Genomic DNA, 25,836 nt, shown 5'->3' on the forward strand with positions numbered 1-25,836 from the left:
TGGAGACTGGGAAGGGATGAGGATATGAAGCTGATCACGGCAATTGTCAAGCCGTTCACCCTCGAGGACGTCAAGGCAGGCCTCGAGCAGGCGGGTGTGCTCGGCATGACCGTCAGCGAGGTGCAGGGATACGGTCGCCAGAAGGGCCACACCGAGGTCTACCGTGGAGCGGAGTACTCCGTCGACTTCGTTCCCAAGGTCCGCGTCGAGGTCGTCGTCGACGACGCCACCGTCGACAAGGTGGTCGAGACCATCGTCGAGGCATCCCGCACCGGCAAGATCGGCGACGGCAAGGTATGGGTCACCCCGGTCGAGACCGTGGTCCGGGTGCGCACCGGTGAACGAGGTGCCGATGCACTCTGACCCCAACGGGTCCGGAACTCGCGGCCCTGGTCCCGCTGCCTCCGCAGCGGGATCGGGGCCGCCGGTGTCTGCGGGACCGGCCGGAACCGGCACCGCCGCCACCGACCTCGCCCGAGCCCGAACCCAGCTGCTCTCCGGTGGTGCCCGCCACCGCCGACTCGACGCCCCGGCCCTGCGCCACGCCCTCGTCGACCTCCACGAGTTCTGGCTCGTCACCAAGGGCGCCGAACTCGGCATCGCACCCGACTGCGGCTTCGCCGTCGTCGCCGTCGGCGGCCTCGGCCGTCGCGAGATGCTGCCCTACTCCGATCTCGACCTCGTCCTGCTCCACGACGACATGGACCCAGCGGTCGTGTCCCGCGTCGCCGACCGGCTCTGGTACCCCCTGTGGGACGCCCACATCAAGCTCGACCACAGCGTCCGGACCGTTCCGCAGGCTCTGCAGGTAGCGGCATCCGACCTGACCGCCGCGCTCGGCATGCTCGAAGCCCGCCACATCGCCGGCGACCCCGAACTGAGCAACCTGCTGATCGGGGGTGTGCGGCGGCAGTGGCGCACCGGCATCCGCAGCCGGTTCGACGAGCTCATCGCACTGACCGAGGCCCGATGGGAGCGCAGCGGGCAGATCGCGCACCGGGCCGAACCCGATCTCAAGAGCGGCCGCGGCGGGCTGCGGGACGTGCAGCTGCTCAACGCCCTGTCCGTCGCGCAGCTCACCGACGGCATGCCGGGCCTCGGCCCCGACGTTCCCGGCGGCGGGCTCGCGGCCGCGCACCGCCGCCTGCTCGATGTGCGCACCGAGCTGCACCGCGTCGCCGGTCGTCCCCGCGACCAGCTCCGTGCCCAGGACGCGGACGAGATCGGCGCCGCCCTGCGCATCGGCGACCGATTCGACCTGGCCCGGGTGCTCACCGAGGCCGCGCGGACCGTGAGCTACTCGGTGGAGGTCGGCGTACGCACGGCCGGGAACGCGCTGCCCCGCAAGGGACTGTCCCGGTTGCGGCGCGTCCCCGTCCGCCGTCCCCTCGACGAGGGTGTCGTGGAGCACGGCGGGGAGGTGACGCTGGCCCGTGACGCGAACCCCCGCAAGGACCCCGGTCTGATCACGCGGGTCGCGGCGGCCGCGGCGCAGCACGACCTGCCCATTTCCGCGTCGACTCTCGGCCGGCTGGCCGACAACGCACCGGAACTGCGCGAACCGTGGCCGCGCACCGCACTGAACGACCTCCTCGTGCTGCTCGGTTCGGGGACCCGCGCGATCGACCCCATCGAGGCCCTCGACCGGACGGGACTGTGGGGCCGCCTGCTGCCCGAGTGGGGCGCCGTGCGGGATCTGCCCCCGCGCGATGCCGTGCACATCTGGACGGTGGACCGGCACCTGGTGGAGACCGCCGTGCAGGCAGGAGGCCTGACCACCCGCGTCGCGCGCCCCGATCTGCTGGTGCTCGGGGCGTTGCTGCACGACATCGGCAAGGGCCGCGGCGGCGACCACAGCGTCGTCGGAGCCGAGCTCGCCACCCGGATCGGACGCCGGATGGGCCTGTGGCCCTCCGACGTCGCCGTGCTGTCCGCGATGGTCCGCCACCATCTGCTGCTTCCGCACACCGCGACCCGGCGCGATCTCGACGATCCCGCCACGGTGGAGTCCGTCGTCGAGGCCATCGACGGCGACCCGGTGCTGCTCGAACTGCTGCACGCACTCGCCGAGGCGGACTCGCTCGCGACGGGCCCGGGAGTGTGGGGCGACTGGAAGGCGGCGCTCATCCGGGAACTGGTCCGGCGCTGCCGGCTGATGATGGCGGGGGAGGAGCTGCCGCACCCCGATCCGATCGACCCCCAGCTCGCCGGGCGGGCGGAACAGGGCGGCATCCACGTCGACCTGCAACCCGGGGAGAACCCGCACGCCTACACCGTGACGGTTGTCGCGCCCGACGAGCCGGGCCTGCTGTCCGACGCTGCCGGAGTGCTGGCACTGTACGGCCTGCGCGTGCTGTCCGCCTCGGTGGGCAGCCACGCCGGCAGCGCGGTCAACAGTTTCGCCGTCGCCCCGCTGTTCGGGGCCCCGCCGGCGGCGGGCCTACTGCGGCAGGAACTCGTCCGGGCCCGCTCCGGGGACCTGGACCTGCTCGCCACACTCGCCGCGAAGGAGCAGGCCGCCCGCGAGGCGCAGCTGCCCGAACGACCGGAGCGGGCCGTGCCGGGCACCTACGCGCAGGCGCCTCCGCACCTGATCTGGATCGACGCCCCGGAGCAGGGGCAGGCGATTCTCGAACTGCGCGCCGAGGACCGGCTGGGCATGCTGTGCCGGCTCGCGGACGCGTTCGAACGGTGCGGTGCCGACGTGCGCTGGGCCCGGGTCGCCACTCTCGGACGCACCGTCGTGGACGCGTTCTGCATCGACCTCGCAGGCTCCGACACCCGGGAGAACCGGGAGCGGATCGAGCGGGCCGTGCTGGCCGTGGTGCCCGCGCCGGAACCGAAGAAACCCGAGGACAACGGCTGAGCGTGGGGTGGGCGCTCGTGCACGTGCGAGAACTCGTGCCGCGAACGGCTACCCTGGAACGCAGAACTGTCCGCATCTTCGCCAGACCCAGGAGCGCATTCGGTGTTCGAATCCCTTTCCGACAGGTTGACCGGAGCCCTCAAGGACCTGCGCGGCAAGGGGCGCCTCTCCGACGCCGACATCGACGCGACCGCCCGGGAGATCCGCCTGGCGCTGCTCGAGGCCGACGTCGCGCTTCCCGTGGTGCGCTCGTTCATCGCCAAGATCAAGGAACGTGCCAAGGGCGCCGAGGTGCACGGCGCGCTCAACCCCGCCCAGCAGGTCGTCAAGATCGTCAACGAGGAACTCGTCGGGATCCTCGGCGGTGAGACCCGCCGGCTGCAGTTCGCCAAGACCCCGCCCACGGTGATCATGCTCGCCGGTCTGCAGGGTTCCGGTAAGACCACCCTCGCCGGCAAGCTCGCCAAGTGGCTCAAGGACCAGGGACACACCCCGCTGCTCGTCGCCTGTGACCTGCAGCGACCCGGTGCGGTCACCCAGCTGCAGATCGTCGGTGAGCGCGCCGGCGCGACCGTGTTCGCCCCGCACCCCGGCACCTCGATCGGCGGAGGCGAGAACCCGCTCGGCATCACCGCCGCCGACCCGGTGAACGTCGCCCGCGACGGCATCGCAGAGGCCCGCGCCAAGCACTACGACGTCGTCGTCGTCGACACCGCCGGCCGTCTCGGCATCGACGAGGAGCTGATGGCCCAGGCCGCCGGCATCCGCGACGCCGTGCAGCCCGACGAGACGCTGTTCGTGCTCGATGCCATGATCGGCCAGGACGCCGTGAGCACCGCCGAGGCGTTCCGCGCCGGTGTCGGCTTCACCGGCGTGGTGCTCACCAAGCTCGACGGCGACGCCCGCGGCGGTGCCGCCCTCAGCGTCCGTGAGCTGACCGGCCAGCCGATCCTGTTCGCGTCCACCGGTGAGAAGCTCGAGGACTTCGACGTCTTCCACCCCGAGCGCATGGCCAGCCGCATCCTCGGCATGGGCGACGTGCTCACCCTCATCGAGCAGGCCGAGCAGGTCTTCGACGCCCAGCAGGCCGAGGCCACCGCCGCGAAGATCGGTTCCGGTGAGCTCACCCTCGAGGACTTCCTCGACCAGATGATGGCCGTGCGGAAGATGGGGCCGATCGCGAACCTGCTCGGCATGCTGCCGGGTGCGGGCCAGATGAAGGACGCCCTCGCGAACGTCGACGAGAAGCAGCTCGACCGCATCCAGGCGATCATCCGCGGCATGACCCCGGCGGAGCGCGCCAACCCGAAGATCATCAACGCCTCCCGGCGGCTGCGGATCGCCAACGGCTCCGGCGTCAAGGTCTCCGACGTCAACCAGCTCGTCGACCGGTTCTTCGAAGCCCGCAAGATGATGGCCGCGATGGCCGGGCGCATGGGCATGCCCGGATCCCGCAAGCCGCAGCGCGCGAAGAAGGGCAAGAAGGGCAAGAAGGGCGGCCGCGGGCCGACCCCGCCGAAGATCAAGGGCGGGTTCCCCGGCGGCATGCCCGCCGGCATGCCCGGCATGGGTGGGATGCCCGCCGGGTTCCCGGACCTGTCGAAGATGCCGAAGGGCCTCGACGAGCTGCCGCCCGGTCTCGAGAACTTCGACCTCTCGCAGCTGAAGTTGCCGAAGAAGTAGACCGCCGTGGCGTTCACCCTGCGCGGACGGTCCCTGCCGGACGGCGAACCGATCGAGCTGTGGATCGACGACGACGGCACGTTCGCCGCCGAGCCGATCCCCGGGGCCGAACTGCTCACCGCCGACGGCTGGATCCTGCCCGGTCTCGTCGACGCCCACTGCCACGTCGGGATCCGCTTCGGTGGCGGCGCGGAGGACGCGGACGGGCTGATCGCGCAGGCCGTCACCGAACGCGACGCCGGGGTACTGCTACTACGCGACGCGGGATCCCCGGTCGACACCCGGCACCTCGACGCGCGGGCCGACCTGCCGCGGATCGTGCGCGCGGGACGGCACATCGCCGCGCCCAAGCGCTACATCCGCGGCCTGCCCGTCGACCTCGACGACGAATCGCAACTGCCGGACGAAGTGGTGCGCCAGGCCCGCGCCGGCGACGGCTGGGTCAAGCTCATCGGCGACTGGATCGACCGCGGCACCGGCGATCTCGCCCCGCTGTGGTCGGACGCGATCCTCGTCGAGGCCATCGCCGCGGCCCACCGGGAGGGAGCGCGGGTGACCGCGCACGTGTTCGGGGAGGACGCGCTGCCCGGCCTGCTCGCCGCCGGGATCGACTGCCTCGAACACGGCACGGGCCTGACCGACGACACCATCGCCGCGATGGCCGCGCAGGGCACGGCCCTCGTGCCGACGCTGGTCAACATCGACAATTTCCCGGAGATCGCCGACTCGGCCGCCCGGTTCCCGGTCTATGCGGCGCACATGCGGGACCTGCACGCCCGCGTCGCGGACACCGTCGGCGCCGCCCACGACGCCGGAATCCCGATCTATGCCGGCACCGACGCCGGCGGCTCGGTGCGGCACGGGCGCATCGCCGACGAGGTCGCCGCCCTCGGGAAGGCGGGGCTGACCCCGACCGAGGCGCTCGCCGCCGCCAGCTGGGCGGCCCGCACCTGGCTGGGACACCCGAGCCTCGAACCGGGCACGCCGGCCGACCTCACGGTGTACGCGGACGACCCGCGCAGCGGCCCGGACGTGCTGGCCCGGCCCGATCTGGTGATGCTCCGGGGTGCCGTCGTCACCCGCCGCGCCGCCCGCACATGACCGCCCCCGAACCGCCCGACCCGGGGACCGCTGCGGCTCCCGCGCTGCCCGCACCGTCCCGGCCCGCACACCGGTGGGGTATCCCCGCCGCGCTGGCGGTGCTGGCCGTCAACCTCGTCGGATTCACGTTGGGACCGATCCTGGCCGGGGAGGGCTTCGTCGCCGAGACGTACGTGCTCGCCATCATGGCCCCCACCCTGCTCGCCGGGGCGGCGGCCCTCGCGTTCAGCGTGTGGCGGGGCTGCGGGCCCGTCGCCGACTTCGGTCTGCCGCGGTCGTGGGCGGAGTTCCGCGACCAGCTCGGGGTCGGTCTGCTCGGCGGGGGGATCGCGCTGCTCGGCGCGTTGATCCTGGCGGCGATCCTCGTCGTCGCCCTGGGAATCGACGCCGCCGATTCCCCGCTCACCGCGCTGGTCGGGTTGCCCACGGGGTGGAAACTGCTGCTCGTGGCCTGGGTGTGGTTCGGCGCCCCCCTCGGCGAGGAACTGATGTTCCGCGGCATGCTGTGGGGGGCGCTCGAACGCCGGCCCGACCGGTGGTGGGGACGCCCGATCGGCGTCCTGACGATCACCACCGTCGTGTTCGCCGTGTGGCATCAGGAATGGTGGCGGCTGCCGGTGCTGCTGTGGGGCGGCGCGGCGATGGGGTTCGCGCGGCTGCGCGGCCGGTCGGTGTTCTCGTCCTGGGTGGCGCACTCGCTCAACAACACCCTGCCCGCGTTGGGTCTGCTGCTGCTGCTCTGACCTGTCGTTTTCGTCCCGCCGGGTGGATCTGGCAGAATGGACCGCTGTCGTCGCATCCGGTTACGCACCGCGCGGCGGTCACAGGATAGAGGCAAAACCGGGCGTGCCAGAAGGGCGCGTCGTCCGAATTGCACGTGACAGGCGTATTTCGCATGCGCCGAAGGAGATTCGCAGCAGTGGCTGTCAAGATCAAGCTCACCCGTCTCGGCAAGATCCGCAACCCGCAGTACCGCATCGTGGTTGCCGACTCGCGCACCCGCCGCAACGGCCGCGCCATCGAGACCATCGGCAAGTACCACCCGAAGGAAGAGCCCTCGCTGATCGAGATCGACTCGGAGCGGGCCCAGTACTGGCTCGGCGTCGGTGCACAGCCGACCGAGCCGGTCGAGAACCTCCTCAAGATCACCGGCGACTGGCAGAAGTTCAAGGGCCTGCCCGGCACCGAGGGCACCCTGCGCAAGGCCGAGCCCAAGCCGTCCAAGCTCGAGCTGTTCCAGGCTGCCCTCGCGCAGGCCGAGAACGCGCCGGCTGCCGAGGCCATCACGCCCAAGAAGAAGAAGGCCGCCAAGGAAGACGCCGCGGAGGAGTCCTCCGAGTCCACCGAGGCTGCCGAGTAATGAGCGCCGTTGTCGCCGATGCCGTCGAGCATCTCGTCCGTGGAATCGTCGCCAACCCCGACGACGTGCGCGTCGAGCTGATCACGGGCCGTCGGGGGCGCACCGTCGAGGTGCACGTGCACCCCGACGATCTCGGCAAGGTCATCGGTCGCGGTGGCCGCACCGCGACCGCCCTGCGGACCCTCGTCTCCGGCATCGGTGGCCGAGGGATCCGCGTCGACGTCGTCGACACCGACCAGTAGGCGCGCCGCGGTGGAGCTCGTGGTGGGCCGTGTCGCCAAGTCGCACGGCATCAAGGGTGAGGTGGTCGTCGAGATTCGCACCGACGAACCCGAGGAGCGCTTCGCCGTCGGCGCGGTGCTGCACGGCCGCAAGCCCCGCGAGCAGACCCTGCAGACGTACACGGTGGAAGCCGCCCGGGAACACTCCGGGCGGCTTCTGCTGCGCGTGCGGGGCGTCACCGATCGCAGCGCCGCCGACGCCCTGCGCGGCACCCTGTTCGTCGTCGACAGCGCCGATCTGCCGCCGTCCGACGACCCGGACGAATTCTACGACCACGAACTCGAGGGACTGTCCGTACGTATCGTCGGGGGCCGGCCCGACGCCGGCACCGAGATCGGCACCGTTCGCGAGGTGCTGCACACCGCCGCCGGCGAACTGCTCTCCGTCCGGCCGGCCGGCGACGAACAGCGCGAACTGCTGATTCCGTTCGTCACCGCGATCGTGCCGACGGTCTCGCTCGCGGCCGGTGTCGTCGAGATCGATCCGCCCGAGGGTCTGCTCGACCCCGACTTCGGTTCGGAGACATAGCCTCCCGTGCGTTTCGACGTCGTCACCATCTTCCCCGAATACCTCGAGCCGCTGCGCGTCGCGCTGCTCGGCAAGGCGATCGACAAGGGGCTCGTCTCCGTGGGGATCCACAACCTGCGGGACTGGACCCACGACGTGCACAAGGCCGTCGACGACGCCCCGTACGGCGGGGGACCGGGCATGGTCATGAAACCCACGGTGTGGGGGCCCGCCCTCGACGACGTGCTCGCCGGGCCCGACGGCGAACCCGACCCCGACGTGCTGCTCGTCGTCCCCACCCCGGCCGGTGTGCCGTTCGACCAGGCCACCGCGCAACGCTGGGCCGGCGAGAAGCGCATCGTATTCGCCTGCGGCCGCTACGAAGGCATCGACCAGCGCGTCTTCGACGACGCCGCGCGCCGGGTACGCGTCGAAGAGGTCAGCATCGGCGACTACGTGCTCATCGGCGGCGAGGTCGCCGTCCTCGTCATGACCGAGGCCGTCGTGCGGCTGCTGCCCGGCGTCCTCGGCAATCAGCAGTCCCACCAGGAGGACTCGTTCTCCGACGGGCTGCTCGAGGGCCCCAGCTACACCCGCCCCGTCAGCTGGCGCGGCCTCGACGTGCCGCCGGTACTGCTGTCCGGGGACCACGCCAAGGTGGCCGCGTGGCGGCGGGAACAGGCGCTCGAGCGCACCCGCGAACGCCGACCCGACCTGCTCGCCGACTAATGGGAGATACCAGGTCCAGCCGATCCGGCAGACTTGGTAACTGGTAGCCGCCGGTGGGTGAACACTCTCGCCGACCGGACCGTTGTCGAGCCCTAGGGTCAGATCGTGTCCTCGCCGGCGTGCCAGGAGGTCTGCATCGCTGATGGGATGTCGTGCCCGACCAGAAGATCGTGAGCACTTGACCATTAGTCCGCGAACCGACGTCCTGCAGGCTGCCCCGACCGATGCTCGACGTTCGACGGAGGTGGCACGGTGTTGTTCATCGGAGACGACTGGGCAGAAGACCACCATGACGTGGAGGTCCAGGACGATCAGGGCCGGGTGCTGCGACGCGAACGATTACCGGAAGGGATCGCAGGGATCGAGGGGTTCGGGGAACTCGTCGGCCGGTTCGCCGAGGAGGACACCGATGTCACCGACGTGCTGGTGTGCATCGAAACCGACCGCGGACCGTGGGTGCAGGCCCTGCTGGCCGCCGGCTACCGGGTATTCGGCGTCGACCCGAAACAGGCTGCCCGGCATCGGGAGATCCTCGGCAGTTCCGGCGCCAAGAGCGACAAGGGCGACGCACACGCCCTCGCCGACATGGTCCGCACCCGCCGGCATCAACTGCGTCAGGTCGCTGCCGATTCCGAGGTCGCGGAGGCGGTCAAGGTCGTCGCCCGCGCCCACCAGACGTTGATCTGGGAACGTACCCGACACATGCTGCGTCTGCGGGTGGCGCTGCGGGACTACTTCCCTGCCGCACTTGAGGCCTACACGCCGTTCGGGCTCACCTCCACACCCGTGTTGACCCTGTTGGCCCAGGCCCCGACCCCGGAGGCCGCAGCCAAGCTCACCCTCCGGCAGATCGCCGCCGCGTTGAAGGGACGCCGCGGCATCGACGCCAAAGCGGCGGCGATCCAGCAGGTACTGCGCGCCGAGCACCTCGGCCAACCTGCCGCGGTGGCCACGGCATATGCGGCGACGGTCCGGTCGCTCGTTGCGATCCTGACGACGTTGAACACCGAGATCGCGAACCTCGAGAAAGATGTGACGGCGCATTTTGGCCAGCACCCGGACGCTGAGATCCTGCTCAGCCAGCCCGGTCTCGGCGTCGTTCTCGGTGCCCGGGTGCTCGCCGAGTTCGGTGACGCGCCCGGGCGCTACGCCAGCGCGAAGGCACGCAAGAACTACGCCGGTACCAGCCCGATCACCAGAGCATCCGGCAAGACCCGTGTCGTCTCCGCCCGGCATGTGCACAACAACCGGCTCCTCGATGCCCTGCACATGCAGGCTGCGTGCGCGATCCTGCACGACAAACAGGTGCGGCTCTACTACGACCAGTTACGTGCCCGCGATGTCGGCCACAACGCCGCACTACGACAGGTCGGCAACCGGCTCGTCGGCATCCTTCACGGCTGCCTGAAAACCCACACTCCTTACGACCAGGCGATCGGGTGGGCACACCGCGAGGCTGCCGCCGTCGCTGCTTGACGTCAAAGGTTCAGGGATGTCTGACCCACGCTCAGTGCGTCCCGGCGCTGCCGAACACCGTGCGGACCACCTCGGTCACCGTCTCCCGCGCGTGCTGCGCGCTCGCATCCCCGGTCGCATCGAACAGCGCCGTGTCCGGCAGATCGGTCCACCGGTCGTCGTCCGCGTCGTAGTGCACGAGTTCGCGGGAGAGCACCACCAGCACGTACCGCTCGTCGTCCCCGACGAACCCCGTGGACAGATGGATCCAGCGCCCGTCCAGGCAGCACATCCAACCCTGCTTCACGCCGAGCCCGGTGGTGTCGCTCAGCCCGTCCGGCAACCCGAATCGCTGGTCGTACCCGTCGGCGCCGACGGGGCCGGCGGCACGCAGGTGCCCCACGATCGTCGCCCGGCCCCACTCGTCGAGCCCGCCCGTGCCGTCGAGCAGATCCGCGTACCAGGTGAGCAGGTCCGACGCGGTGGTGACGGTGTTCCACCACAGCCCGTCCACCGGCGCGACGGTGCCGGTGAGCGCGTGCCGCGCGGCGGTACGCTCGACGATCTCCGAGTCGCCGTGCCGGAACCACAGGTCGTTCGCCGCCGAATCGTCCGACGACTCGAGCATCGCGGTGATCCGGTCGTAGTCGCTGCCGCCGAGCGGCAACTCGCCCGTCGCCGCCCGGTACAGCAGGTCGTCGGCGATGAACAGCTTGGCCACCGACGCGGTCTCGACGGGTGTGTCGACGCCGCCGACGACCCGGAGCCCGGTCCGCCGGTCGAGCGCGGCGATCGTGACGTCGGCGCCGCGCCCGGCCGCGGTCGCCGCCGCGGCCGTCATCCGATCGGGCAGCGAACCGAGTGGTTCGAGCGGACCGGGGGACTCGACGCCGGCGGACGGCAGGGCGACCGGCGACCCGACCGGCTCCGGGCCGCACGCCCCCACCGTCGCTGCGGTCAGCAACGACAGCGCCAGCATCGCCCAGCGTCCGCCGCGCACCCGGGACATATCCACCCTCCTGTTGTCGATTGTCCGACGAACTCGTCCCACCGTCGAGGAGACGCGCACGCCCCTCCGCGTCACCGAGGGCGGAGGAAGGATAGCGGTAGGGTCGACCGCTGTGACGACCGCTCTCAAGACCGTGAATCAGCGCATCGCCGAGGAACTCGCCGTCCGGGAAGGTCAGGTCGCCGCGGCGGTCGACCTGCTCGACGGCGGCGCGACGGTGCCGTTCATCGCCCGTTACCGCAAGGAGGTCACCGGCGGGCTCGACGACGCCCAGCTCCGGCAGCTCGAAGAACGCCTGCGATACCTGCGTGAACTCGACGAGCGCCGCACGGCGGTGCTCGAGTCCGTCGAATCCCAGGGCAAGCTGGACGACGAGCTGCGCACGCAGATCCTGCTCGCCGACACCAAGGCCCGGCTCGAGGACATCTACCTGCCGTTCAAGCCGAAGCGCCGCACCAAGGCGCAGATCGCGCGGGAGGCCGGTCACGAGCCCGTCGCCGACGCCCTCCTCGGCGACCCCACCACCGACCCCGCGCAGTACAGCGCCGAACAGCTCGACGGCGCCCGCGCCATCCTCGTCGAACGCTTCGCCGAGGACGCCGACCTCGTCGGCGAGCTGCGCGAGGCGATGTGGACCCGCGGCCAGCTGAAGTCCACCGTGCGTCCCGGCAAGGAAACCGAGGGTGCCAAGTTCGCCGACTACTTCGAGTTCTCCGAGCCCTTCCCCGACCTGCCCTCGCATCGCATCCTGGCGGCGCTGCGCGGCGAGAAGGAGGAGGTGCTGAGCCTGTCGCTCGAACCGGACTCCGAGGAACCCGAGCCCGGGCAGCGCACCTACTACGAAGGCCGCATCGCCACCCGCTTCGGCATCGCCGACGAGGGCCGGGCCGCCGACAAGTGGCTCCTCGACACCGTCCGCTGGGCGTGGCGCACCAAACTGCTCGTCTCCCTCGCCCTCGACATCCGCATGCGGCTGCGGCAGTCCGCCGAGAAGGACGCCGTGGACGTGTTCGCCGCGAACCTGCGCGACCTGCTGCTCGCCGCCCCCGCCGGCACCCGGCCGACGATGGGACTCGACCCCGGCTTCCGCACCGGCACCAAGGTCGCCGTCGTCGACGCCACCGGCAAGGTCGTCGCGCACGACACGATCTATCCGCACCAGCCGCACAACAAGCGGGACCAGGCCCTGGCCACCCTGGCGCGGCTCGTCGCGCAGCACGGTGTGGAACTGATCGCGATCGGGAACGGCACCGCCTCCCGCGAGACCGATGCCCTCGCCACCGAACTGATCGCGAAGTCCGGCGCCACGAACCTGACCAAGATCGTGGTGTCCGAGGCCGGCGCGTCCGTGTACTCGGCGTCGGCGTACGCCTCGAAGGAACTGCCGGACCTCGACGTGTCGATCCGCGGTGCCGTGTCCATCGCCCGGCGCCTGCAGGACCCGCTCGCCGAACTCGTCAAGATCGATCCCAAGTCGATCGGCGTCGGCCAGTACCAGCACGACGTGTCCGAGACGCTGCTCGCCCGCTCCCTCGGCACGGTCGTCGAGGACGCGGTCAACGCCGTCGGTGTGGACGTCAACACCGCGTCGGTGCCGCTCCTGGCCCGGGTGTCGGGCATCACGTCGTCCCTCGCCGAGAGCATCGTCGCCCACCGCGACGGGAACGGGCCGTTCCGCACCCGCAAGGACCTCACCGCGGTGCCGCGCCTCGGCCCGAAGGCGTTCGAGCAGTGTGCCGGCTTCCTGCGCATCCCGAACGGCGACGATCCGCTCGACGCGTCGAGCGTGCACCCCGAGGCGTACCCGGTCGTGCGGCGCATCGTCGACACCGCGGGCGGCGGCGTGCGCGAGCTGGTCGGCAACACCGCAGTGCTGCGGCGCCTGCGCGCGGAGGACTTCGTCGACGACCGCTTCGGTCTGCCCACGGTCACCGACATCATCGCCGAACTCGAGAAGCCGGGCCGCGACCCGCGCCCGGAGTTCAAGACCGCGACGTTCGCCGCCGGCGTCGAGAAGGTCGCCGACCTGAAACCCGGCATGGTGCTCGAGGGCGTCGTCACCAACGTCGCGGCGTTCGGGGCGTTCGTCGACGTCGGGGTGCACCAGGACGGTCTCGTGCACGTGTCCGCGATGTCCCGCAGCTTCGTCAAGGACCCGCGCGACGTCGTCAAGTCCGGCGAGGTGGTCAAGGTCAAGGTGCTCGATGTGGACGTGCCGCGGCAGCGGATCGGCCTGACGCTGCGCCTCGACGACGAGATCCCCGCTGGCGCCCCGTCCGGCGGCGGCGACTCGCGCGGTCCGCAGGACCGGGGCGGACGCCGGCCGGGTGGCCGGCAGCAGGGCAAGCGTCAGGGCGGGCAGGGGCAGGGTGGTCACCGCGGGGACCGTCGCCAGGACGCCCCGCCGGCCGCCGGCTCGATGGCGGACGCGTTGCGGCGCGCCGGATTCGGCAAGTAGACGCCGCCGGGCCGCGCCGACTACCGGCGCGGCCCGGTTCCTGACATCCTCGGGAGCATGCAGCCCACGGTGACGACCGGCCGCGCGCCGAAGGACCCGCCCCGCCCCGCCGACGAAGTCCCGAGGGCGATCGCGCCGTGACGGCCGTGACCGAGTGGCTGCAACGCGAGATCATCGACCGCGGGCGCCTGCCACTGCTGTTCTTCCTGCTCGGATTTCTCCTCGCGTTCCTGTTCATCCGGTTCAGCGTCCGCATGATCCGCGCCCAGGTGCGCTGGTGGCCCGGCAACGTCACCCCCGGCGGCCACCACGTGCACCACGTGGTGTTCGGCGTCGTCACCATGGTGATCGCGGGCGGATCCCTCATCGCCGTCTACGAGGACGGCACGCAGACCACCGGGGCGGCCCTGGCCACGCTCTTCGGCATCGGGACCGCGCTCGTGCTCGACGAGTTCGCCCTGATCTTCTACCTCAACGACGTGTACTGGGAGCAGGAGGGACGCGTCTCGGTCGATGCGGTCTTCGTCGCGATCGCCGTCACCGGCCTGGTGCTGCTCGGCCTGCAGCCCCTCGAATTCGCCGACATCACCAACTTCCGGGAGGACCCGTCATGGGTGACCCGCACCCTGATCGCCCTCTCCGCTGTCGGAAATCTGGCCCTCGCGGCGGTCGTGCTGGCCAAGGGCAAGATCTGGACGGGCCTGGTCGGTCTGTTCGTCTTCCCCCTGCTGCTGGTCGGGGCGGTGCGCCTGTCGCGGCCCGGCGCACCCTGGGCCCGCTGGCGCTACACCGGCAAGACCCGCAAGATGCGCCGCGCGATCGAACGCGAGCGGCGCTACCGACGCCCGGTGATCCGGGCGAAGATCTTCGTGCAGGACCTCGTGGCAGGCAAGCCGACGATGGACACCGTGCAGGGAGCCGTCCAGCACTCCCGCGTCGCCGCCGAAGCCGAACTGGCCCGCACCGTGCACGCCGCACCCCCGCCGATTTCCGCCACCCCGGCACCGTCTGGCACAATTGACGGGTTGCCCGGCTCGGGCACGCATACCTGACCTGGGCACGAACCAGTCGAGCACCGCCTTCCGGTGGATGCCGCTCGGTTCCTCTGCTCATGCGAACAAGCGAGGATGACAACCGATGAACACCCTGGACTTCCTGGACGCCAAGTCCCTGCGCGACGACATTCCGGACTTCCGTGCCGGCGACACCCTGAACGTGCACGTCAAGGTCATCGAGGGCTCCAAGGAGCGCGTGCAGGTCTTCAAGGGCGTCGTGATCCGTCGCCAGAACGGTGGCATCCGCGAGACCTTCACCGTGCGCAAGGTCTCGTTCGGTGTCGGCGTCGAGCGGACCTTCCCGGTGCACAGCCCCAACCTCGCCAAGATCGAGGTCGTCACCCGTGGTGACGTGCGCCGCGCCAAGCTGTACTACCTGCGCGAGCTGCGCGGCAAGGCCGCCAAGATCAAGGAAAAGCGCTGATCGTCACGCGCTGACCGTCAGGCCCCGAGTAGCCCGGTCCGGATCCGTTCCGGGCCGGGCTACTCTGATTCGGTGGCAGATTCCTCGCGAGACCCGGCCGTGCCGGAGATGCAGCAGCACAGCACCGACGACACGCCTGGACGCGATCGGAAACAGGACAAGAAGGAGAAGTCGTTCCTGCGGGAACTGCCCGTCCTGATCCTCGTCGCGCTCGTGCTGAGCTTCCTGCTCCAGACCTTCGTCGCGCGGGTGTACCTCATTCCCTCGGAGTCGATGGAGCCCACCCTGCACGGCTGCCCCGGCTGCACCGGCGACCGGATCGTCGTCGAGAAGATCGGCTACCGCTTCGGCGATCCCCGGCCCGGCGACGTCGTGGTCTTCCGCGGCCCCGACTCCTGGTCCACCGGATACGTCTCCACCCGCTCCGACAACGTCGTGATCCGCGGCGTGCAGGAGGTGGGTTCCCTCGTCGGCCTCGTCCCACCCGACGAGAACGACCTCGTCAAGCGCGTGATCGCCGTCGGCGGGCAGACCGTCGAATGCTGCGACGACCAGGGCCGCGTCCTCGTCGACGGCCGCCCCCTCGACGAGCCGTACATCGAGATGGACTTCCCGTTCACCCCCGGCGTGGTCACCTGCGAGACCGAGGTGCGCTCGGGCCGCTGCTTCGGTCCGGTCTCCGTGCCGGACGGCCACATCTGGGTCATGGGGGACAACCGCTCCAACTCCGCGGACTCGCGCTACCACGTCGCCGACGAGAACCAGGGCACCATCCCGGTCGACAACGTCATCGGCAAGGCCCGGTTCATCGTCCTGCCGCCCTCGCGGTGGGGCACCATCGATTCCCCGGAGATCCAGCAACCGTGACCCCGTGGCCGCCGCGCGCTGTGATCCGCAGGTCTGCGGGCCTGCGCACCATGGAGTCGACGCTCGTGCGATGCGGGCTCGGGCCGGTCGCGGGGGTCGACGAGGCAGGCCGCGGCGCCTGCGCCGGGCCGCTCGTCGTCGCCGCGTGCATCCTCGATCGCCGACCACATCCGACGCTCGCGCGTCTCGACGACTCCAAGAAGCTCACCGAGAAGACCCGGGAGGAGCTGTTCCCGATCATCCGACGCCGCGCGGTGGCGTGGAGCGTGGTGATCGTGCCGGCTGCCGAGATCGACGCCATCGGTGTGCACGTGGCCAACATCGAGGGCATGCGCCGTGCGGTGATGCGGCTGTCCGTCGCGCCCGGGTACGTTCTCACCGACGGGTTCCGGGTCCCGGGCCTGCCGGCGCCGTCGCTGCCGGTCATCGGCGGGGACGCCGCGGCGGCCTGCATCGCGGCGGCGAGCGTGCTCGCCAAGGTCACCCGGGACCGGATCATGGTCGACCTGGACGGCGAGCTGCCCGGCTACGGCTTCGCCGTCCACAAGGGTTACAGCACCGCCGCGCACATGGCGGCGCTGCGCGATCTCGGCCCCAGCCGGGAGCATCGCCTGCGATACGCCAACGTCGCCGCCCTCCTCGGCGACGACTCCGGCCACGGCCGATTCGGCTCCGACGAGGCGGATGCGGGATGATGGATCGACACACCAGAACGGGAGGACACCGAGACCGATGAGTGCCGAGGATCTCGAGAAGTACGAAACCGAGATGGAGCTCTCGCTGTACCGGGAGTACCGGGACATCGTCGGTCAGTTCGCGTACGTCGTGGAGACCGAGCGACGGTTCTATCTCGCCAACGCGGTCGAGCTGCTCCCGCACAATTCCGGCGGCGAGGTGTACTTCGAAGTGCGCATGTCCGACGCGTGGGTGTGGGACATGTACCGTCCGGCCCGCTTCGTCAAGCACGTCCGGGTCATCACCTTCAAGGACGTCAACATCGAAGAGCTCGACAAGCCGGACCTGCGCCTGCCCGACAAGCTGGGATAGCCGGCTCACCCCATCCGCGCCTTCGTGGCCGAATGTCACATTCAGTCGATTCGATCGAAGCGGTGTGACATTCGGCCACGGGCCGTTCCCCGGCCTCGCCCCGTCGGCAGGAGTTGTCCACACCCGGCGAGTTCATCCACAGATTCCGTGATCCGGACCGGCGGGGGCCGCGGGCGTCCCTCCTGTGCCGCACAGTGGTTGCCACACAGGGAGGGACGGGGATGGGACGTAATCAGCAGGTGGGGGCGCTGGGGGAGGACCTGGCCGCCGAGTTTCTCGAGTCGGCGGGCTTGGTGGTGCTCGCGCGCAACTGGCGTAGCCGGTACGGCGAACTCGATCTGATCGCCGAGGACGGCGACACCGTGGTGTTCGTGGAGGTCAAGACCCGCACCGGCCTCGGGTACGGCACGCCGGCCGAGGCGGTGACCGCGGCGAAGGCGGACCGCATCCGGCGGCTGGCCGCGCTGTGGCTTTCCAGCCACGAGCGACGATGGCGGCGCATCCGGGTCGATGTGGTCACGGTGCTGCTCCCGTCCCGGGGCGCACCCGTGATCACCCATCGCCGGCAGGTGCTCTGATGGCGCTGGGGAAGGCCTACTCGGTGGCGGTCACGGGGGTGGACGGACAGGTCGTGGAGATCGAGGCCGACATCGGCCGCGGACTGCCGGGAGTGAAGATGGTCGGTCTGCCCGACACTGCGCTCCAGGAGTCCCGGGACCGAGTCCGGGCGGCGGTGACGAATTCCGGTGGCGAATGGCCGGATTCGCGGGTGGTGCTGGCCCTGTCGCCGGCGACGCTGCCGAAGGTGGGCAGCGTCTACGACCTCGCCCTCGCGTGCGCCGTGCTCAACGCCGCCAAGTCGATTCCACCGGAGTCGGTTGCGCGGACGATTCTGCTCGGGGAGCTGGCGCTCGACGGCCGGGTCCGGTCGGTGCGGGGAGTCCTTCCGGCGGTGCTCTCCGCCAAGCGTGCCGGGTGGGAGCGGGTGGTGGTGCCGGCCGCGACGATGCCCGAGGCCGGCCTGGTCGACGGCATCGACATCTACGGGGCGGGCACTCTCACCGAGGTGGTGCTGTGGCTGCGCGGCGACGGACCGCTCGAGCGACCCGGTCCCCGTCCACCGGGGGAGCGGCCGGGACGGGCGGACATGAGCGAGGTGGTCGGTCAGCACGAGGCACGACGGGCCATCGAGATCGCGGCCGCCGGTGCGCATCATCTGATGCTCACCGGCCCGCCCGGCATCGGGAAGACGATGCTCGCCCAGCGGCTTCCCGGGGTGTTGCCGGCGTTGACGGAGGAACAGGCGCTCGAGGTGACCGCGATCCACTCCGTCGCCGGAACGCTGTCGGCGGATCAGCCGCTCGTCACCGACCCGCCGTTCATCGCTCCCCACCACACCGCGTCGGTCACCTCGCTCGTCGGCGGGGGCAGCGGCACGGCCAAGCCTGGTGCGGTCAGCCGTGCCCACCGGGGCGTCCTCTTCCTGGACGAGGTCGCCGAGATGGGCACCAAGGCGCTCGAGGCGTTGCGGACCCCGCTCGAGGACGGTGAGGTGCGCATCGCCCGCCGCGACGGCGTCGCGCGCTATCCGGCGCGCTTCCAGCTGATTCTCGCCGCCAATCCGTGCCCGTGTGCGCCGCCTCGCGACGCCGACTGCGTGTGCCCGCCCGCCGCGCGCCGCCGCTACCTGGGAAGGTTGTCGGGCCCGCTGCTCGACCGGGTGGACCTGCGGGTTCGGATGGAGACGGTAGCGACCGGCGCGCTCATGGGGGAGGCGGGGGAGAGCACCGAGGATGTTCGCGCCCGGGTGGCCCGGGCCCGGGCCGCCGCGGCAGCCCGCTGGAACGCGCACGGATGGAGCACCAACGCCGAGGTCCCGGGTCCCGCGCTGCGGCAGAAGTTCCGCCTGCCGCGCGCGGCGCTGGGGCCCGTGGAGTGGGCGCTGCGGAAGGGGGCGATCACCGCGCGCGGCGCGGATCGTGCGTTGCGAGTCGCGTGGACGCTGGCAGATCTCGCGGGGCTCGACGCCCCGGGAGAAGTGCAGGTGGCGACGGCTCTGGATTTCCGGGATCGGGGGACGGTGTGAGCGCGACGGATCCGCGCCGGCTGGCGTGGGCCTACCTGTCGGTCGTGGCGCAGGGGGCGTCGCGCATGCTGAACGCCGCGATCGCGGAGGCCGGCCCGGAGGTGGTCGCGGCAGCGGTGCGCGACGGTTCGATCGGCGGTCCCCTCCGCAGGCGTACCGCCGCCCGTGCCCATCTCGACTCCGCGGCGAGGGACCTCGAGCTGGTGGAGCGGCTGGGCGGCCGTCTGGTCACACCCGACGACGACGAGTGGCCGGCGTGGCAGTTGCTCGCGTTCGACGGTCTCGACGGCGCGGACGCCGATGCCGCGCCGCCGGCGTTGTGGGCGCTGGGGCGACGGCGGATCGACGAGCTGGTGGAGCGGTCCGTTGCCGTCGTCGGCACGCGTGCGGCCAGTGGCTACGGCGAGAACGTGACCGCGGAGATCGCCGGGGACCTGGCGACCGACGGGTGGGCGGTGCTGTCGGGGGCGGCCTTCGGGATCGACGCGGCGGCGCACCGGGCGGCGCTGGGGGTCGGTGGCGCGACGATGGCGGTGCTCGCGTGCGGAGTGGACCGCGCCTATCCGGCAGCGCACACCGGGTTGTTGCGGCAGATCGCCGAGCAGGGGGCGGTGGTCAGCGAGTATCCGCCCGGCACGCTGCCGGCGCGGTTCCGGTTCCTGGCCCGCAACCGACTGGTCGCGGCGCTGGGCGGGGGCGTGCTGGTGGTGGAGGCGGGCTGGCGCAGCGGGGCGCGGAACACGGCGGCGTGGGGGAGACGGCTGGGACGGCCGGTACTGGCGGTTCCGGGGCCCGTGACGTCGGCGGCGTCGCAGGGCTGTCATCGGATGATCCGGGAACAGGAGGCGCGACTGGTGGGCACCGCACGCGAGGTGGTCGAGGAGGTCGGCCCGATGGGTGTGGCCGACGACGGTGACGGGCGGTGGGCGCGAGCGCTCGACGGGCTCTCGGGCGACATGGCGGCCGTGTACGAAGCTCTGCCCGCGGTGGGTGCGGTGTCGGTGCAGCAACTGTCGGTGGCGTCGGGGCTGCTCCCGGAGCGGGTGCGGGCCGCGCTTCCGCTGCTCGAACTCGAGGGACACGTGCAGCGGGAGGCAGCCGGGTGGGCGCGCGGCGGCGGGTGAGCGTCAGGACTGCTCGTGCCCGCGTAGCTCCTCGGCTTTGGCCAGGATGGGCTTGTAGTACTTGTCGCCGAGCACCCGGGTCACCTGGGCCGCGAGCTCGGTCTCCCCGGTCTGGAGTAGGACGTACTCGAGCTCGGCCAGCTGTGCGCCGATCGCCTCGCGCCGGCGGTCCGTCTCCTCGAGGGCGCCGACGAGGCTGGTCAGGTACTGCGACGTGACGGTGTTCATCGTTTCTCGCATACCGCAACGATGGCGGAATTCCGGGGCGATGTCGGCGGATCGGCCGATCCCGGTGGTGTCGCGTCGATGCGGGGGGCGGTGGCCGCCGACGAACGGCACGCGTACGCTGCAGTGGTTAGGTAAGGCTGAGCAAATATGGAGGTGGGCGTGGCCCCGAAGTCCCCGCGATCGACGACCCTGACGGTGACGGGCAGCGAACGCCTGACCCCGCACCTGGTGCGGGTGTACCTCGGCGGTCCCGGGTTCGACGAGTTCGAACCCGGCCCGCACACGGATTCGTACGTCAAACTCGAGCTGGAGGCCGACGGCGAGACGGTCCTGCGTACGTACACGGTGCGGGCTGTGGACCGGGAGGCCGGGCAGATCGCGATCGATTTCGTCGTCCACGGCGATCAGGGTGTCGCCGGCCCCTGGGCGGCGTCCGTACGGCCGGGGCAGACCGTCGTGGTCCGTGGCCCGGGAGGCGCCTACCGTCCGGATCCGGACGCCGACTGGCACCTGCTCGCCGGGGACGACACCGCGATTCCGGCCGTCGCCGCGGCGCTCGAAGCCCTGGCTCCGGATGCGCGGGGCCGGGTGTTCCTCGAGGTGGCCGGCCCCGACGACGAAATCGCCCTCGCGGCGCCCGCCGGAGTCGAGGTCACCTGGCTGCACCGCGGCTCCGCTGCCGGAAATGCCGGGCCGGACCTGTCCGGCGCGAGCGCGCCCCTGGTCTCGGCCGTGACCGGCGCGGAGTGGCTGCCGGGAGACCCGCACGTGTTCATCCACGGGGAAGCGGAGACGGTCATGCAGTACCTGCGGCCGTACGTCCGCAAGACCCGCGGGGTTCCGGCGGCACGCGCGTCGATCTCCGGGTACTGGCGGCGCGGCCGCAGCGAGGAGGGCTTCCGGGAGTGGAAGCGCGAACTCGCCACGGCCGAAGCGCGGTGAGCGGGCTCAGGGGCGGTCGCGGGTGAGGGTGAGCAGAGCGGTCATCGACAGCGCGGCCGAGGTCGCGATCGCCAGCGCCATCGGCAGCGCGGTGTCCTCCCCGCCGAGGCCGACCAGCGGCGACACCAGGGCGGCCAGGCCGAACTGCGAGGCGCCCATGACCGCGGAACCGGTGCCCGCCGTCTTCGGAACCTGCCCCTGCGCCAGCGCCGTCGCGTTGCCCATGACGAAGCCGAGGCTGGAGACGACGAGGAACAGCAGGGGCAGCACCAGCCAGCGGGCGGTGTCCGCGACCAGGACCGCGAGCACCAGCAGGATTCCGGCGGCCAGCATCTGGGCTACGCCGTACCGCAACAGGTTCCGCACCTCGAAGCGGCCGATGAGCCGGGTGTTGACGATGTTGCCTGCGACGAGGCCCACCGAGTTGACGGCGAAGATCAGGGAGAACTGTCCCGGCGTCATTCCCAGGACCTCCTGGACCACGAACGGTGACGCGGAGATGTACGAGAACATGGCGCCGAAGCCGAGCGCGAACGTCGCGGCGTAACCCACGAACTGCCGATTGCCGATCACCGTGCCGAAGTTGCGGGCGAGCGTGGCCAGGCCCCCGCTGTGGCGGCGTTCGGGCGGCAGTGTCTCCGGAACGACCGTGAGCACCGCGACGACCATCACCACCGCGAGGCCCGTCAGAACCCAGAAGATGCCGCGCCAACCGATCGGCCCGAGGAGGACGCCGCCGAGCAGGGGTGCGACGATCGGTGCCACTCCGCCGATGATCATCATGATGCTGAACAGGCGGGCGGCCTCGTTGCCGCGGGAGCGATCCGCAATCACCGCGCGCGCCAGCACGATTCCCGTGCCGCCGCTGAAGCCCTGGATCAGGCGCGCCGCGATGAGCACCTCCACTGTCGGCGCCGTCGCGCACAGGGCGCTGCTCAGGGCGAGGACGACGGTGCCCGCCAGTAGCAGGCGACGCCTGCCCCACCCGTCGGAGAGCGGTCCCACGACGAGCTGCCCGACGCCGAGGCCGGCCATGAAGGTGGTGAGCGTGAGCTGGATGCCGACCGTGCTGGTGCCGAGACTCTCCGACATGATCGGCAGTCCCGGCAGATACATGTCGGTGGCCAGCGGTGCGGTGGCGGAGAGCAGTGCCAGACCGAACAGCATCGGCAACGGAATCGTTTTACTCACGAACTAACCTTAGTGTGGGCCCGATCGGCGTGTTCGGTTGCGTGGGCGGTACCCACGGCGCACGGTGACGGCCATGGACACCGCGCTGCCGCCGCCTCTCGCCGTGCACCTCGAGGAGTTCGTCGAGCACCTCGACCTGCAGGGCGGCCGGTCTGCCCACACGATCCGCGCGTACACGACCGACATCCGCACCCTCCTCGCCCACCTCGAGGCCGGCCACCCGGATGCGCGGATCGACGACCTCACCCTCGAGGTGCTGCGCTCCTGGCTGGCCGACCAGGTCGCGGGTGGCGCTGCCCGTACGACCCTGGCGCGGCGCACCTCCTCCGCCCGGACCTTCTGCGCGTGGCTGGCCCGCACCGGCCGGCTCGACCACGATCCCGCGGCTCGGCTGGTGTCGGCCCGCACCCATCGCACCCTTCCGCCGGTGTTGCGGGCCGACCAGGCATGCGAGGTGATGGCGGCTGCGGAAGCCGGTGCGCGCGAGCTGGACCCGGTGGCGCTGCGCGACCGGCTCGTGCTGGAGCTGCTGTACGCGACGGGGATCCGGGTCGGGGAGCTGTGCGGGCTCGATGTCGACGACGTCGATGCCGATCGTCGGGCGCTGCGCGTGCTCGGCAAGGGCAACAGGGAGCGGACCGTGCCGTACGGTGCGCCCGCCGCCACTGCGCTCGACGCGTGGCTGCACAGCGGACGGCCCGCCCTCGCGCGCCCGGACTCCGGGCCCGCACTTCTGCTCGGTGCACGCGGCGGGCGGCTGGGCCCGCGCCAGGTCCGTTCCGTGGTGCACGAGAACGTGGCCGCGGTCCCCGGCGCGCCCGACCTCGCGCCGCACGGGCTGCGGCACAGCGCCGCCACCCATCTGCTCGAGGGCGGGGCCGACCTGCGGGTGGTGCAGGAGTTGCTCGGACATGCGAGCCTCGCGACGACCCAGCTCTACACCCATGTGTCGGTAGCGCGGCTGAGGGCGGCGCACGAACAGGCGCATCCGCGGGCGTGACCCGGGCGACGACGAACCCGAGGTTTGGTACGGTCGCCGCCGCACCTGCTGCGCAATCCGGGGGGAATTGTGGGACACGAGGAGTCGACGCACGCTCTGCCTGCCTGGCTTCGGGACGAACCGGCGCCGGTCGGCCGCCGCGGAAGGCGACGGGGTGGCGACCGTGCGGTCGTGCTGCCTGCGCATCCGGAGCTGCCTGCGCAGCCGGAGCCGCCTGCGCAGCCTGTACATCCGCCGTCCCGGCCCGCGCCCGTCGAGGTGGACCGGTCGACGGGTCTGCCGGATCCGGTGCCGTCGGTCCCGTTCGGCATGCCTCCTCGAGAACGTCCCGCATCTGTGCCCGAAGCGCGGATCGTCGATGCAGCGGTTCCCGAACCGTCCCGTGTCGAACCTGTCACCCCCGAACCCGTCACCCCCGAACCTGGGGACCCCGAACCTGGGGAGCCCGAACCTGCGGACCCGGAACCCGCCCTCGAAGCCGCAACAACAGAACCGGTGGTGCCGGAACCGGTTGTCACCGGACAACCCGCCGACGCCGCGGTGGCCGGGCCCGCGACTGCGACCGGTCCGGAGGAGGCGGCGGGGCAGAACGGTCCGGGGGAACATCACCGCACCGAGCCCGCACCGCGTCCACCCACGCCCGGCGCGGACGCCGCCGGGTCACCCCTGCGAGCGGCGGACGATCCCGAACGCCCGACGTCGTCGACCCCTCCCGGGCATTCCACCCCAGGACACCGCCGGGAAACCGGCACGGTGGAGTCCGGCGCGCCGGAGCCCCGGCCGTCCGATCAGGACCTGACCTCCGGCGCCCTGGTCCGGCGGTCCCGGCGCTCTCCGGCAGCCGGTTGGCGGCGCAGCGTGCACCGGCTCACCGGCGGGATCCTCGCGCCCGGCGAATCGACCGACGAGGCGTACCGGCGTGAGCTCCGGGACCGGGTCCGGCAGCCGATCAGCGGCGACTACCGGATCGCGGTGCTCTCCCTCAAGGGCGGTGTCGGGAAGACGACGACCACCGTCGGTCTCGGCTCCACGTTCGCCTCGTTGCGGGGGGACTGCGTGATCGCGGTCGACGCGAATCCCGACTTCGGGACGCTCGCGCAGCGAGTGCCCCAGCAGACCGAGTCCACGGTGCGCGACCTGCTCGCCGCGGCCCCGCGGATCTCCCGCTACGCCGACGTCCGCGCGCACACGTCGCAGGCGCCGAGCCGTCTCGAGGTGCTTGCGAGCGAACGCGACCCGGCCGTGTCCGAGGCGTTCAGCGAGGACGACTACCGCCGCGTCGTGGACATCCTGCGGGTGTACTACAACGTCGTCCTCACCGACTGCGGCACGGGCATCATGCATTCGGCGATGCGGGGGGTGCTCGATCTCGCCCACGCGCTCGTGCTCGTCGCATCCCCGGCGATCGACGGGGCCCGGAGCGCTGCCGCGACGCTCGACTGGTTGCAGCACCACGGTTTCGGGGCGCTCGTCGAGCGCACCGTCGTGGTGATCAGCGCTGCCCGGCCCGGGGCCACCAACATCGACATGCAGGCACTGACGGGCCACTTCCTCGCGCGGTGCCGGGCCGTGCAGGTGGTGCCGTTCGACGAGCACCTCGCCGAGGGGGCCGAGATCGACCTCGCTCTGCTCCGGCCCGCCACTCGTCGCGCCTTCCTCGAACTCGCCGCCATGGTCGCCGACGACTTCGCCGCGGTGTCGGGACGTCACGCCGCGGGCCGCGGCCCGGAGCCGAGCCGCGGGCGCGCCTGAGCGGTCCCGCCGCCGCGCCCGGACACGGGCTCGAGACGGATCACCGACCGCACGAGCGGCAACGGGTCGAGGTAGTCGTCGCGGCCTCGGCGCATTCCCCAGTGCAGGCAGGCCACCGCGGGGCAACCCTCGTGGCCCGGCTCGAGGGTGCCGAGCGGGTCACCCCGTTCCACGCGCCGGCCGGCGGTGACCGTCGCGGTCACCGGCTCGTAGGTGGTGCGCAGCCCGCCGGCGTGCTCCACCGAGACCACGGGTTTGCCGGCGACGGTCCCCGCGAACACCACTACACCGGCACCGGCGGCGAGCACCGGCTGCCCGGGCCGGCCGGCGAGGTCGGCGCCCCGGTGCCCGGGAAGCCAGTCGTGCTCGGGACCGTCGAAGGGGCGGGCCACCGCCGGCCGTGGCTGCAGCGGCCAGCCGAACTCGCGGGGGGACGCCGCGGCGGGAATCGACCCCGCCAGTGCGGCGAGCGCGGTCAGGACGGCGATCCCGGTGATCTTCATCCGCCCAGCGTGCCGGGCGGTGCCTGCGACGGACAGAGTCTGCCCGGCATTGTGGACAACCCTCCGATTCGTCCACAGATCGTCCGAACCGGCCCGCTGATCAGGCAGTTGTGGTTCCCGCAGGGCAAGGCCGTACACTGTTCGAGCGGTCTGTGTTCGCAGATCGA

The 25,836-nt window shown here is 71.5% G+C and carries 26 protein-coding genes; 22 read left to right on the plus strand and 4 right to left on the minus strand.

Going from position 1 to position 25,836, the window contains the following annotated elements:
- Positions 1–24: 24 nt before the first annotated feature.
- The 10 genes from QNA09_RS08880 to QNA09_RS08925 all read left to right on the plus strand — a co-directional run bounded on the left by QNA09_RS08880 (position 25) and on the right by QNA09_RS08925 (position 10,004).
- Positions 25–363: a P-II family nitrogen regulator gene (locus QNA09_RS08880; protein ID WP_010592762.1), complete on the plus strand. Its 339-nt coding sequence runs from the start codon at positions 25–27 to the stop codon at positions 361–363.
- The gene (locus QNA09_RS08885) at positions 353–2,866 is read left to right on the plus strand and encodes a [protein-PII] uridylyltransferase (RefSeq protein WP_026137708.1); all 2,514 of its coding nucleotides are present in this window, start codon (positions 353–355) and stop codon (positions 2,864–2,866) included. The genes QNA09_RS08880 and QNA09_RS08885 overlap by 11 nt, the downstream gene beginning before the upstream one ends.
- A gap of 102 nt (positions 2,867–2,968) precedes the next feature.
- Positions 2,969–4,549: a signal recognition particle protein gene (gene ffh / locus QNA09_RS08890; protein ID WP_010592760.1), complete on the plus strand. Its 1,581-nt coding sequence runs from the start codon at positions 2,969–2,971 to the stop codon at positions 4,547–4,549.
- Between the two features lie 6 nt (positions 4,550–4,555).
- Positions 4,556–5,650, plus strand: coding sequence for an amidohydrolase family protein (locus QNA09_RS08895; protein ID WP_017680546.1), 1,095 nt, complete (start codon positions 4,556–4,558; stop codon positions 5,648–5,650).
- Entirely contained in the window at positions 5,647–6,393 is a 747-nt protein-coding gene (locus QNA09_RS08900; RefSeq protein ID WP_010592758.1) for a CPBP family intramembrane glutamic endopeptidase, read from the plus strand. The genes QNA09_RS08895 and QNA09_RS08900 overlap by 4 nt, the downstream gene beginning before the upstream one ends.
- Positions 6,394–6,569: 176 nt before the next feature.
- Entirely contained in the window at positions 6,570–7,010 is a 441-nt protein-coding gene (gene rpsP / locus QNA09_RS08905) for a 30S ribosomal protein S16 (RefSeq protein ID WP_017680547.1), read from the plus strand.
- Positions 7,010–7,252, plus strand: a complete 243-nt coding sequence (locus QNA09_RS08910; RefSeq protein WP_003939023.1) for an RNA-binding protein — start codon at positions 7,010–7,012, stop codon at positions 7,250–7,252. The genes rpsP and QNA09_RS08910 overlap by 1 nt, the downstream gene beginning before the upstream one ends.
- A 10-nt stretch (positions 7,253–7,262) precedes the next feature.
- Entirely contained in the window at positions 7,263–7,820 is a 558-nt protein-coding gene (gene rimM, locus QNA09_RS08915) for a ribosome maturation factor RimM (protein ID WP_017680548.1), read from the plus strand.
- 6 nt (positions 7,821–7,826) lie between these two features.
- Positions 7,827–8,528 (plus strand): tRNA (guanosine(37)-N1)-methyltransferase TrmD, encoded by a 702-nt coding sequence (gene trmD / locus QNA09_RS08920; RefSeq protein ID WP_003939021.1) that lies wholly within the window; start codon positions 7,827–7,829, stop codon positions 8,526–8,528.
- Between the two features lie 252 nt (positions 8,529–8,780).
- Positions 8,781–10,004, plus strand: a complete 1,224-nt coding sequence (locus QNA09_RS08925) for an IS110 family transposase (RefSeq protein ID WP_119699708.1) — start codon at positions 8,781–8,783, stop codon at positions 10,002–10,004.
- A 31-nt stretch (positions 10,005–10,035) separates the two neighbouring features.
- Here QNA09_RS08925 and QNA09_RS08930 read toward each other — a convergent pair whose 3' ends face one another.
- Positions 10,036–10,992 (minus strand): hypothetical protein, encoded by a 957-nt coding sequence (locus QNA09_RS08930; protein WP_119699709.1) that lies wholly within the window; start codon positions 10,990–10,992, stop codon positions 10,036–10,038.
- 112 nt (positions 10,993–11,104) lie between these two features.
- On the opposite strand from QNA09_RS08930, the gene QNA09_RS08935 reads away from it, so the two are divergent.
- The 9 genes from QNA09_RS08935 to dprA all read left to right on the plus strand — a co-directional run bounded on the left by QNA09_RS08935 (position 11,105) and on the right by dprA (position 20,053).
- Entirely contained in the window at positions 11,105–13,450 is a 2,346-nt protein-coding gene (locus tag QNA09_RS08935; protein ID WP_010592753.1) for a Tex family protein, read from the plus strand.
- A 146-nt stretch (positions 13,451–13,596) separates the two neighbouring features.
- Positions 13,597–14,502 carry a hypothetical protein gene (locus QNA09_RS08940; protein ID WP_026137709.1) on the plus strand — a complete coding sequence of 302 codons (906 nt, stop codon included), beginning with the start codon at positions 13,597–13,599 and terminating at the stop codon, positions 14,500–14,502.
- An 85-nt stretch (positions 14,503–14,587) separates the two neighbouring features.
- Positions 14,588–14,929: a 50S ribosomal protein L19 gene (rplS, locus tag QNA09_RS08945; RefSeq protein ID WP_003939017.1), complete on the plus strand. Its 342-nt coding sequence runs from the start codon at positions 14,588–14,590 to the stop codon at positions 14,927–14,929.
- Positions 14,930–15,037: 108 nt separating this feature from the next.
- Positions 15,038–15,796: a signal peptidase I gene (gene lepB, locus QNA09_RS08950; RefSeq protein ID WP_017680550.1), complete on the plus strand. Its 759-nt coding sequence runs from the start codon at positions 15,038–15,040 to the stop codon at positions 15,794–15,796.
- A complete protein-coding gene (locus tag QNA09_RS08955) occupies positions 15,793–16,491 on the plus strand; it encodes a ribonuclease HII (protein WP_029539889.1) in 699 nt (232 codons plus the stop codon). Before lepB ends, QNA09_RS08955 begins: the two co-directional genes overlap by 4 nt.
- Before the next feature lie 37 nt (positions 16,492–16,528).
- On the plus strand, positions 16,529–16,843 hold the full coding sequence (locus tag QNA09_RS08960; protein ID WP_003939014.1) for a DUF2469 domain-containing protein: 315 nt from the start codon (positions 16,529–16,531) through the stop codon (positions 16,841–16,843).
- A gap of 221 nt (positions 16,844–17,064) precedes the next feature.
- On the plus strand, positions 17,065–17,421 hold the full coding sequence (locus QNA09_RS08965) for a YraN family protein (protein ID WP_026137711.1): 357 nt from the start codon (positions 17,065–17,067) through the stop codon (positions 17,419–17,421).
- Positions 17,421–18,929: a YifB family Mg chelatase-like AAA ATPase gene (locus tag QNA09_RS08970; protein ID WP_119699710.1), complete on the plus strand. Its 1,509-nt coding sequence runs from the start codon at positions 17,421–17,423 to the stop codon at positions 18,927–18,929. The genes QNA09_RS08965 and QNA09_RS08970 overlap by 1 nt, the downstream gene beginning before the upstream one ends.
- Positions 18,926–20,053: a DNA-processing protein DprA gene (gene dprA / locus QNA09_RS08975; RefSeq protein ID WP_010592747.1), complete on the plus strand. Its 1,128-nt coding sequence runs from the start codon at positions 18,926–18,928 to the stop codon at positions 20,051–20,053. Before QNA09_RS08970 ends, dprA begins: the two co-directional genes overlap by 4 nt.
- 3 nt (positions 20,054–20,056) lie before the next feature.
- Here dprA and QNA09_RS08980 read toward each other — a convergent pair whose 3' ends face one another.
- Positions 20,057–20,293, minus strand: coding sequence for a hypothetical protein (locus QNA09_RS08980; protein WP_225222748.1), 237 nt, complete (start codon positions 20,291–20,293; stop codon positions 20,057–20,059).
- A 135-nt stretch (positions 20,294–20,428) separates the two neighbouring features.
- On the opposite strand from QNA09_RS08980, the gene QNA09_RS08985 reads away from it, so the two are divergent.
- Positions 20,429–21,223: a siderophore-interacting protein gene (locus QNA09_RS08985; RefSeq protein WP_010592745.1), complete on the plus strand. Its 795-nt coding sequence runs from the start codon at positions 20,429–20,431 to the stop codon at positions 21,221–21,223.
- A gap of 6 nt (positions 21,224–21,229) precedes the next feature.
- Here the strand turns inward: QNA09_RS08985 and QNA09_RS08990 are convergent, their stop codons facing one another.
- Complete coding sequence (locus QNA09_RS08990; protein ID WP_119699711.1) at positions 21,230–22,390, minus strand: multidrug effflux MFS transporter; 1,161 nt, start codon at positions 22,388–22,390, stop codon at positions 21,230–21,232.
- Between the two features lie 97 nt (positions 22,391–22,487).
- Here QNA09_RS08990 and QNA09_RS08995 point away from each other — a divergent pair, with 97 nt between their 5' ends.
- Entirely contained in the window at positions 22,488–23,414 is a 927-nt protein-coding gene (locus QNA09_RS08995; protein ID WP_017680556.1) for a tyrosine recombinase XerC, read from the plus strand.
- A 753-nt stretch (positions 23,415–24,167) separates the two neighbouring features.
- Positions 24,168–25,166, plus strand: coding sequence for a MinD/ParA family protein (locus QNA09_RS09000; RefSeq protein WP_010592742.1), 999 nt, complete (start codon positions 24,168–24,170; stop codon positions 25,164–25,166).
- Here QNA09_RS09000 and QNA09_RS09005 read toward each other — a convergent pair.
- Entirely contained in the window at positions 25,121–25,669 is a 549-nt protein-coding gene (locus tag QNA09_RS09005; RefSeq protein WP_010592741.1) for a M23 family metallopeptidase, read from the minus strand. The two genes, QNA09_RS09000 and QNA09_RS09005, sit on opposite strands and share 46 nt — an antisense overlap.
- Positions 25,670–25,836: the final 167 nt, after the last annotated feature.

Source organism: Rhodococcus sp. AH-ZY2, from assembly GCF_030916465.1.
Taxonomy (GTDB): Bacteria; Actinomycetota; Actinomycetes; order Mycobacteriales; family Mycobacteriaceae; genus Rhodococcus; species Rhodococcus ruber.

Excerpts from the sequence above, each read along its gene's own strand:
- QNA09_RS08880 (WP_010592762.1), top strand. The coding sequence starts at position 25 with ATGAAGCTGATCACGGCAATTGTCAAGCCGTTCACCCTCGAGGACGTC.
- QNA09_RS08885 (WP_026137708.1), top strand. The coding sequence starts at position 353 with ATGCACTCTGACCCCAACGGGTCCGGAACTCGCGGCCCTGGTCCCGCT.
- QNA09_RS08900 (WP_010592758.1), top strand. The coding sequence starts at position 5,647 with ATGACCGCCCCCGAACCGCCCGACCCGGGGACCGCTGCGGCTCCCGCG.
- QNA09_RS08910 (WP_003939023.1), top strand. The coding sequence starts at position 7,010 with ATGAGCGCCGTTGTCGCCGATGCCGTCGAGCATCTCGTCCGTGGAATC.
- QNA09_RS08930 (WP_119699709.1), bottom strand. The coding sequence starts at position 10,992 with ATGTCCCGGGTGCGCGGCGGACGCTGGGCGATGCTGGCGCTGTCGTTG.
- rplS (WP_003939017.1), top strand. The coding sequence starts at position 14,588 with ATGAACACCCTGGACTTCCTGGACGCCAAGTCCCTGCGCGACGACATT.
- lepB (WP_017680550.1), top strand. The coding sequence starts at position 15,038 with ATGCAGCAGCACAGCACCGACGACACGCCTGGACGCGATCGGAAACAG.
- QNA09_RS08960 (WP_003939014.1), top strand. The coding sequence starts at position 16,529 with ATGAGTGCCGAGGATCTCGAGAAGTACGAAACCGAGATGGAGCTCTCG.
- QNA09_RS08965 (WP_026137711.1), top strand. The coding sequence starts at position 17,065 with ATGGGACGTAATCAGCAGGTGGGGGCGCTGGGGGAGGACCTGGCCGCC.
- QNA09_RS08970 (WP_119699710.1), top strand. The coding sequence starts at position 17,421 with ATGGCGCTGGGGAAGGCCTACTCGGTGGCGGTCACGGGGGTGGACGGA.
- QNA09_RS08980 (WP_225222748.1), bottom strand. The coding sequence starts at position 20,293 with ATGCGAGAAACGATGAACACCGTCACGTCGCAGTACCTGACCAGCCTC.
- QNA09_RS08985 (WP_010592745.1), top strand. The coding sequence starts at position 20,429 with ATGGAGGTGGGCGTGGCCCCGAAGTCCCCGCGATCGACGACCCTGACG.
- QNA09_RS08990 (WP_119699711.1), bottom strand. The coding sequence starts at position 22,390 with ATGCTGTTCGGTCTGGCACTGCTCTCCGCCACCGCACCGCTGGCCACC.
- QNA09_RS08995 (WP_017680556.1), top strand. The coding sequence starts at position 22,488 with ATGGACACCGCGCTGCCGCCGCCTCTCGCCGTGCACCTCGAGGAGTTC.
- QNA09_RS09005 (WP_010592741.1), bottom strand. The coding sequence starts at position 25,669 with ATGAAGATCACCGGGATCGCCGTCCTGACCGCGCTCGCCGCACTGGCG.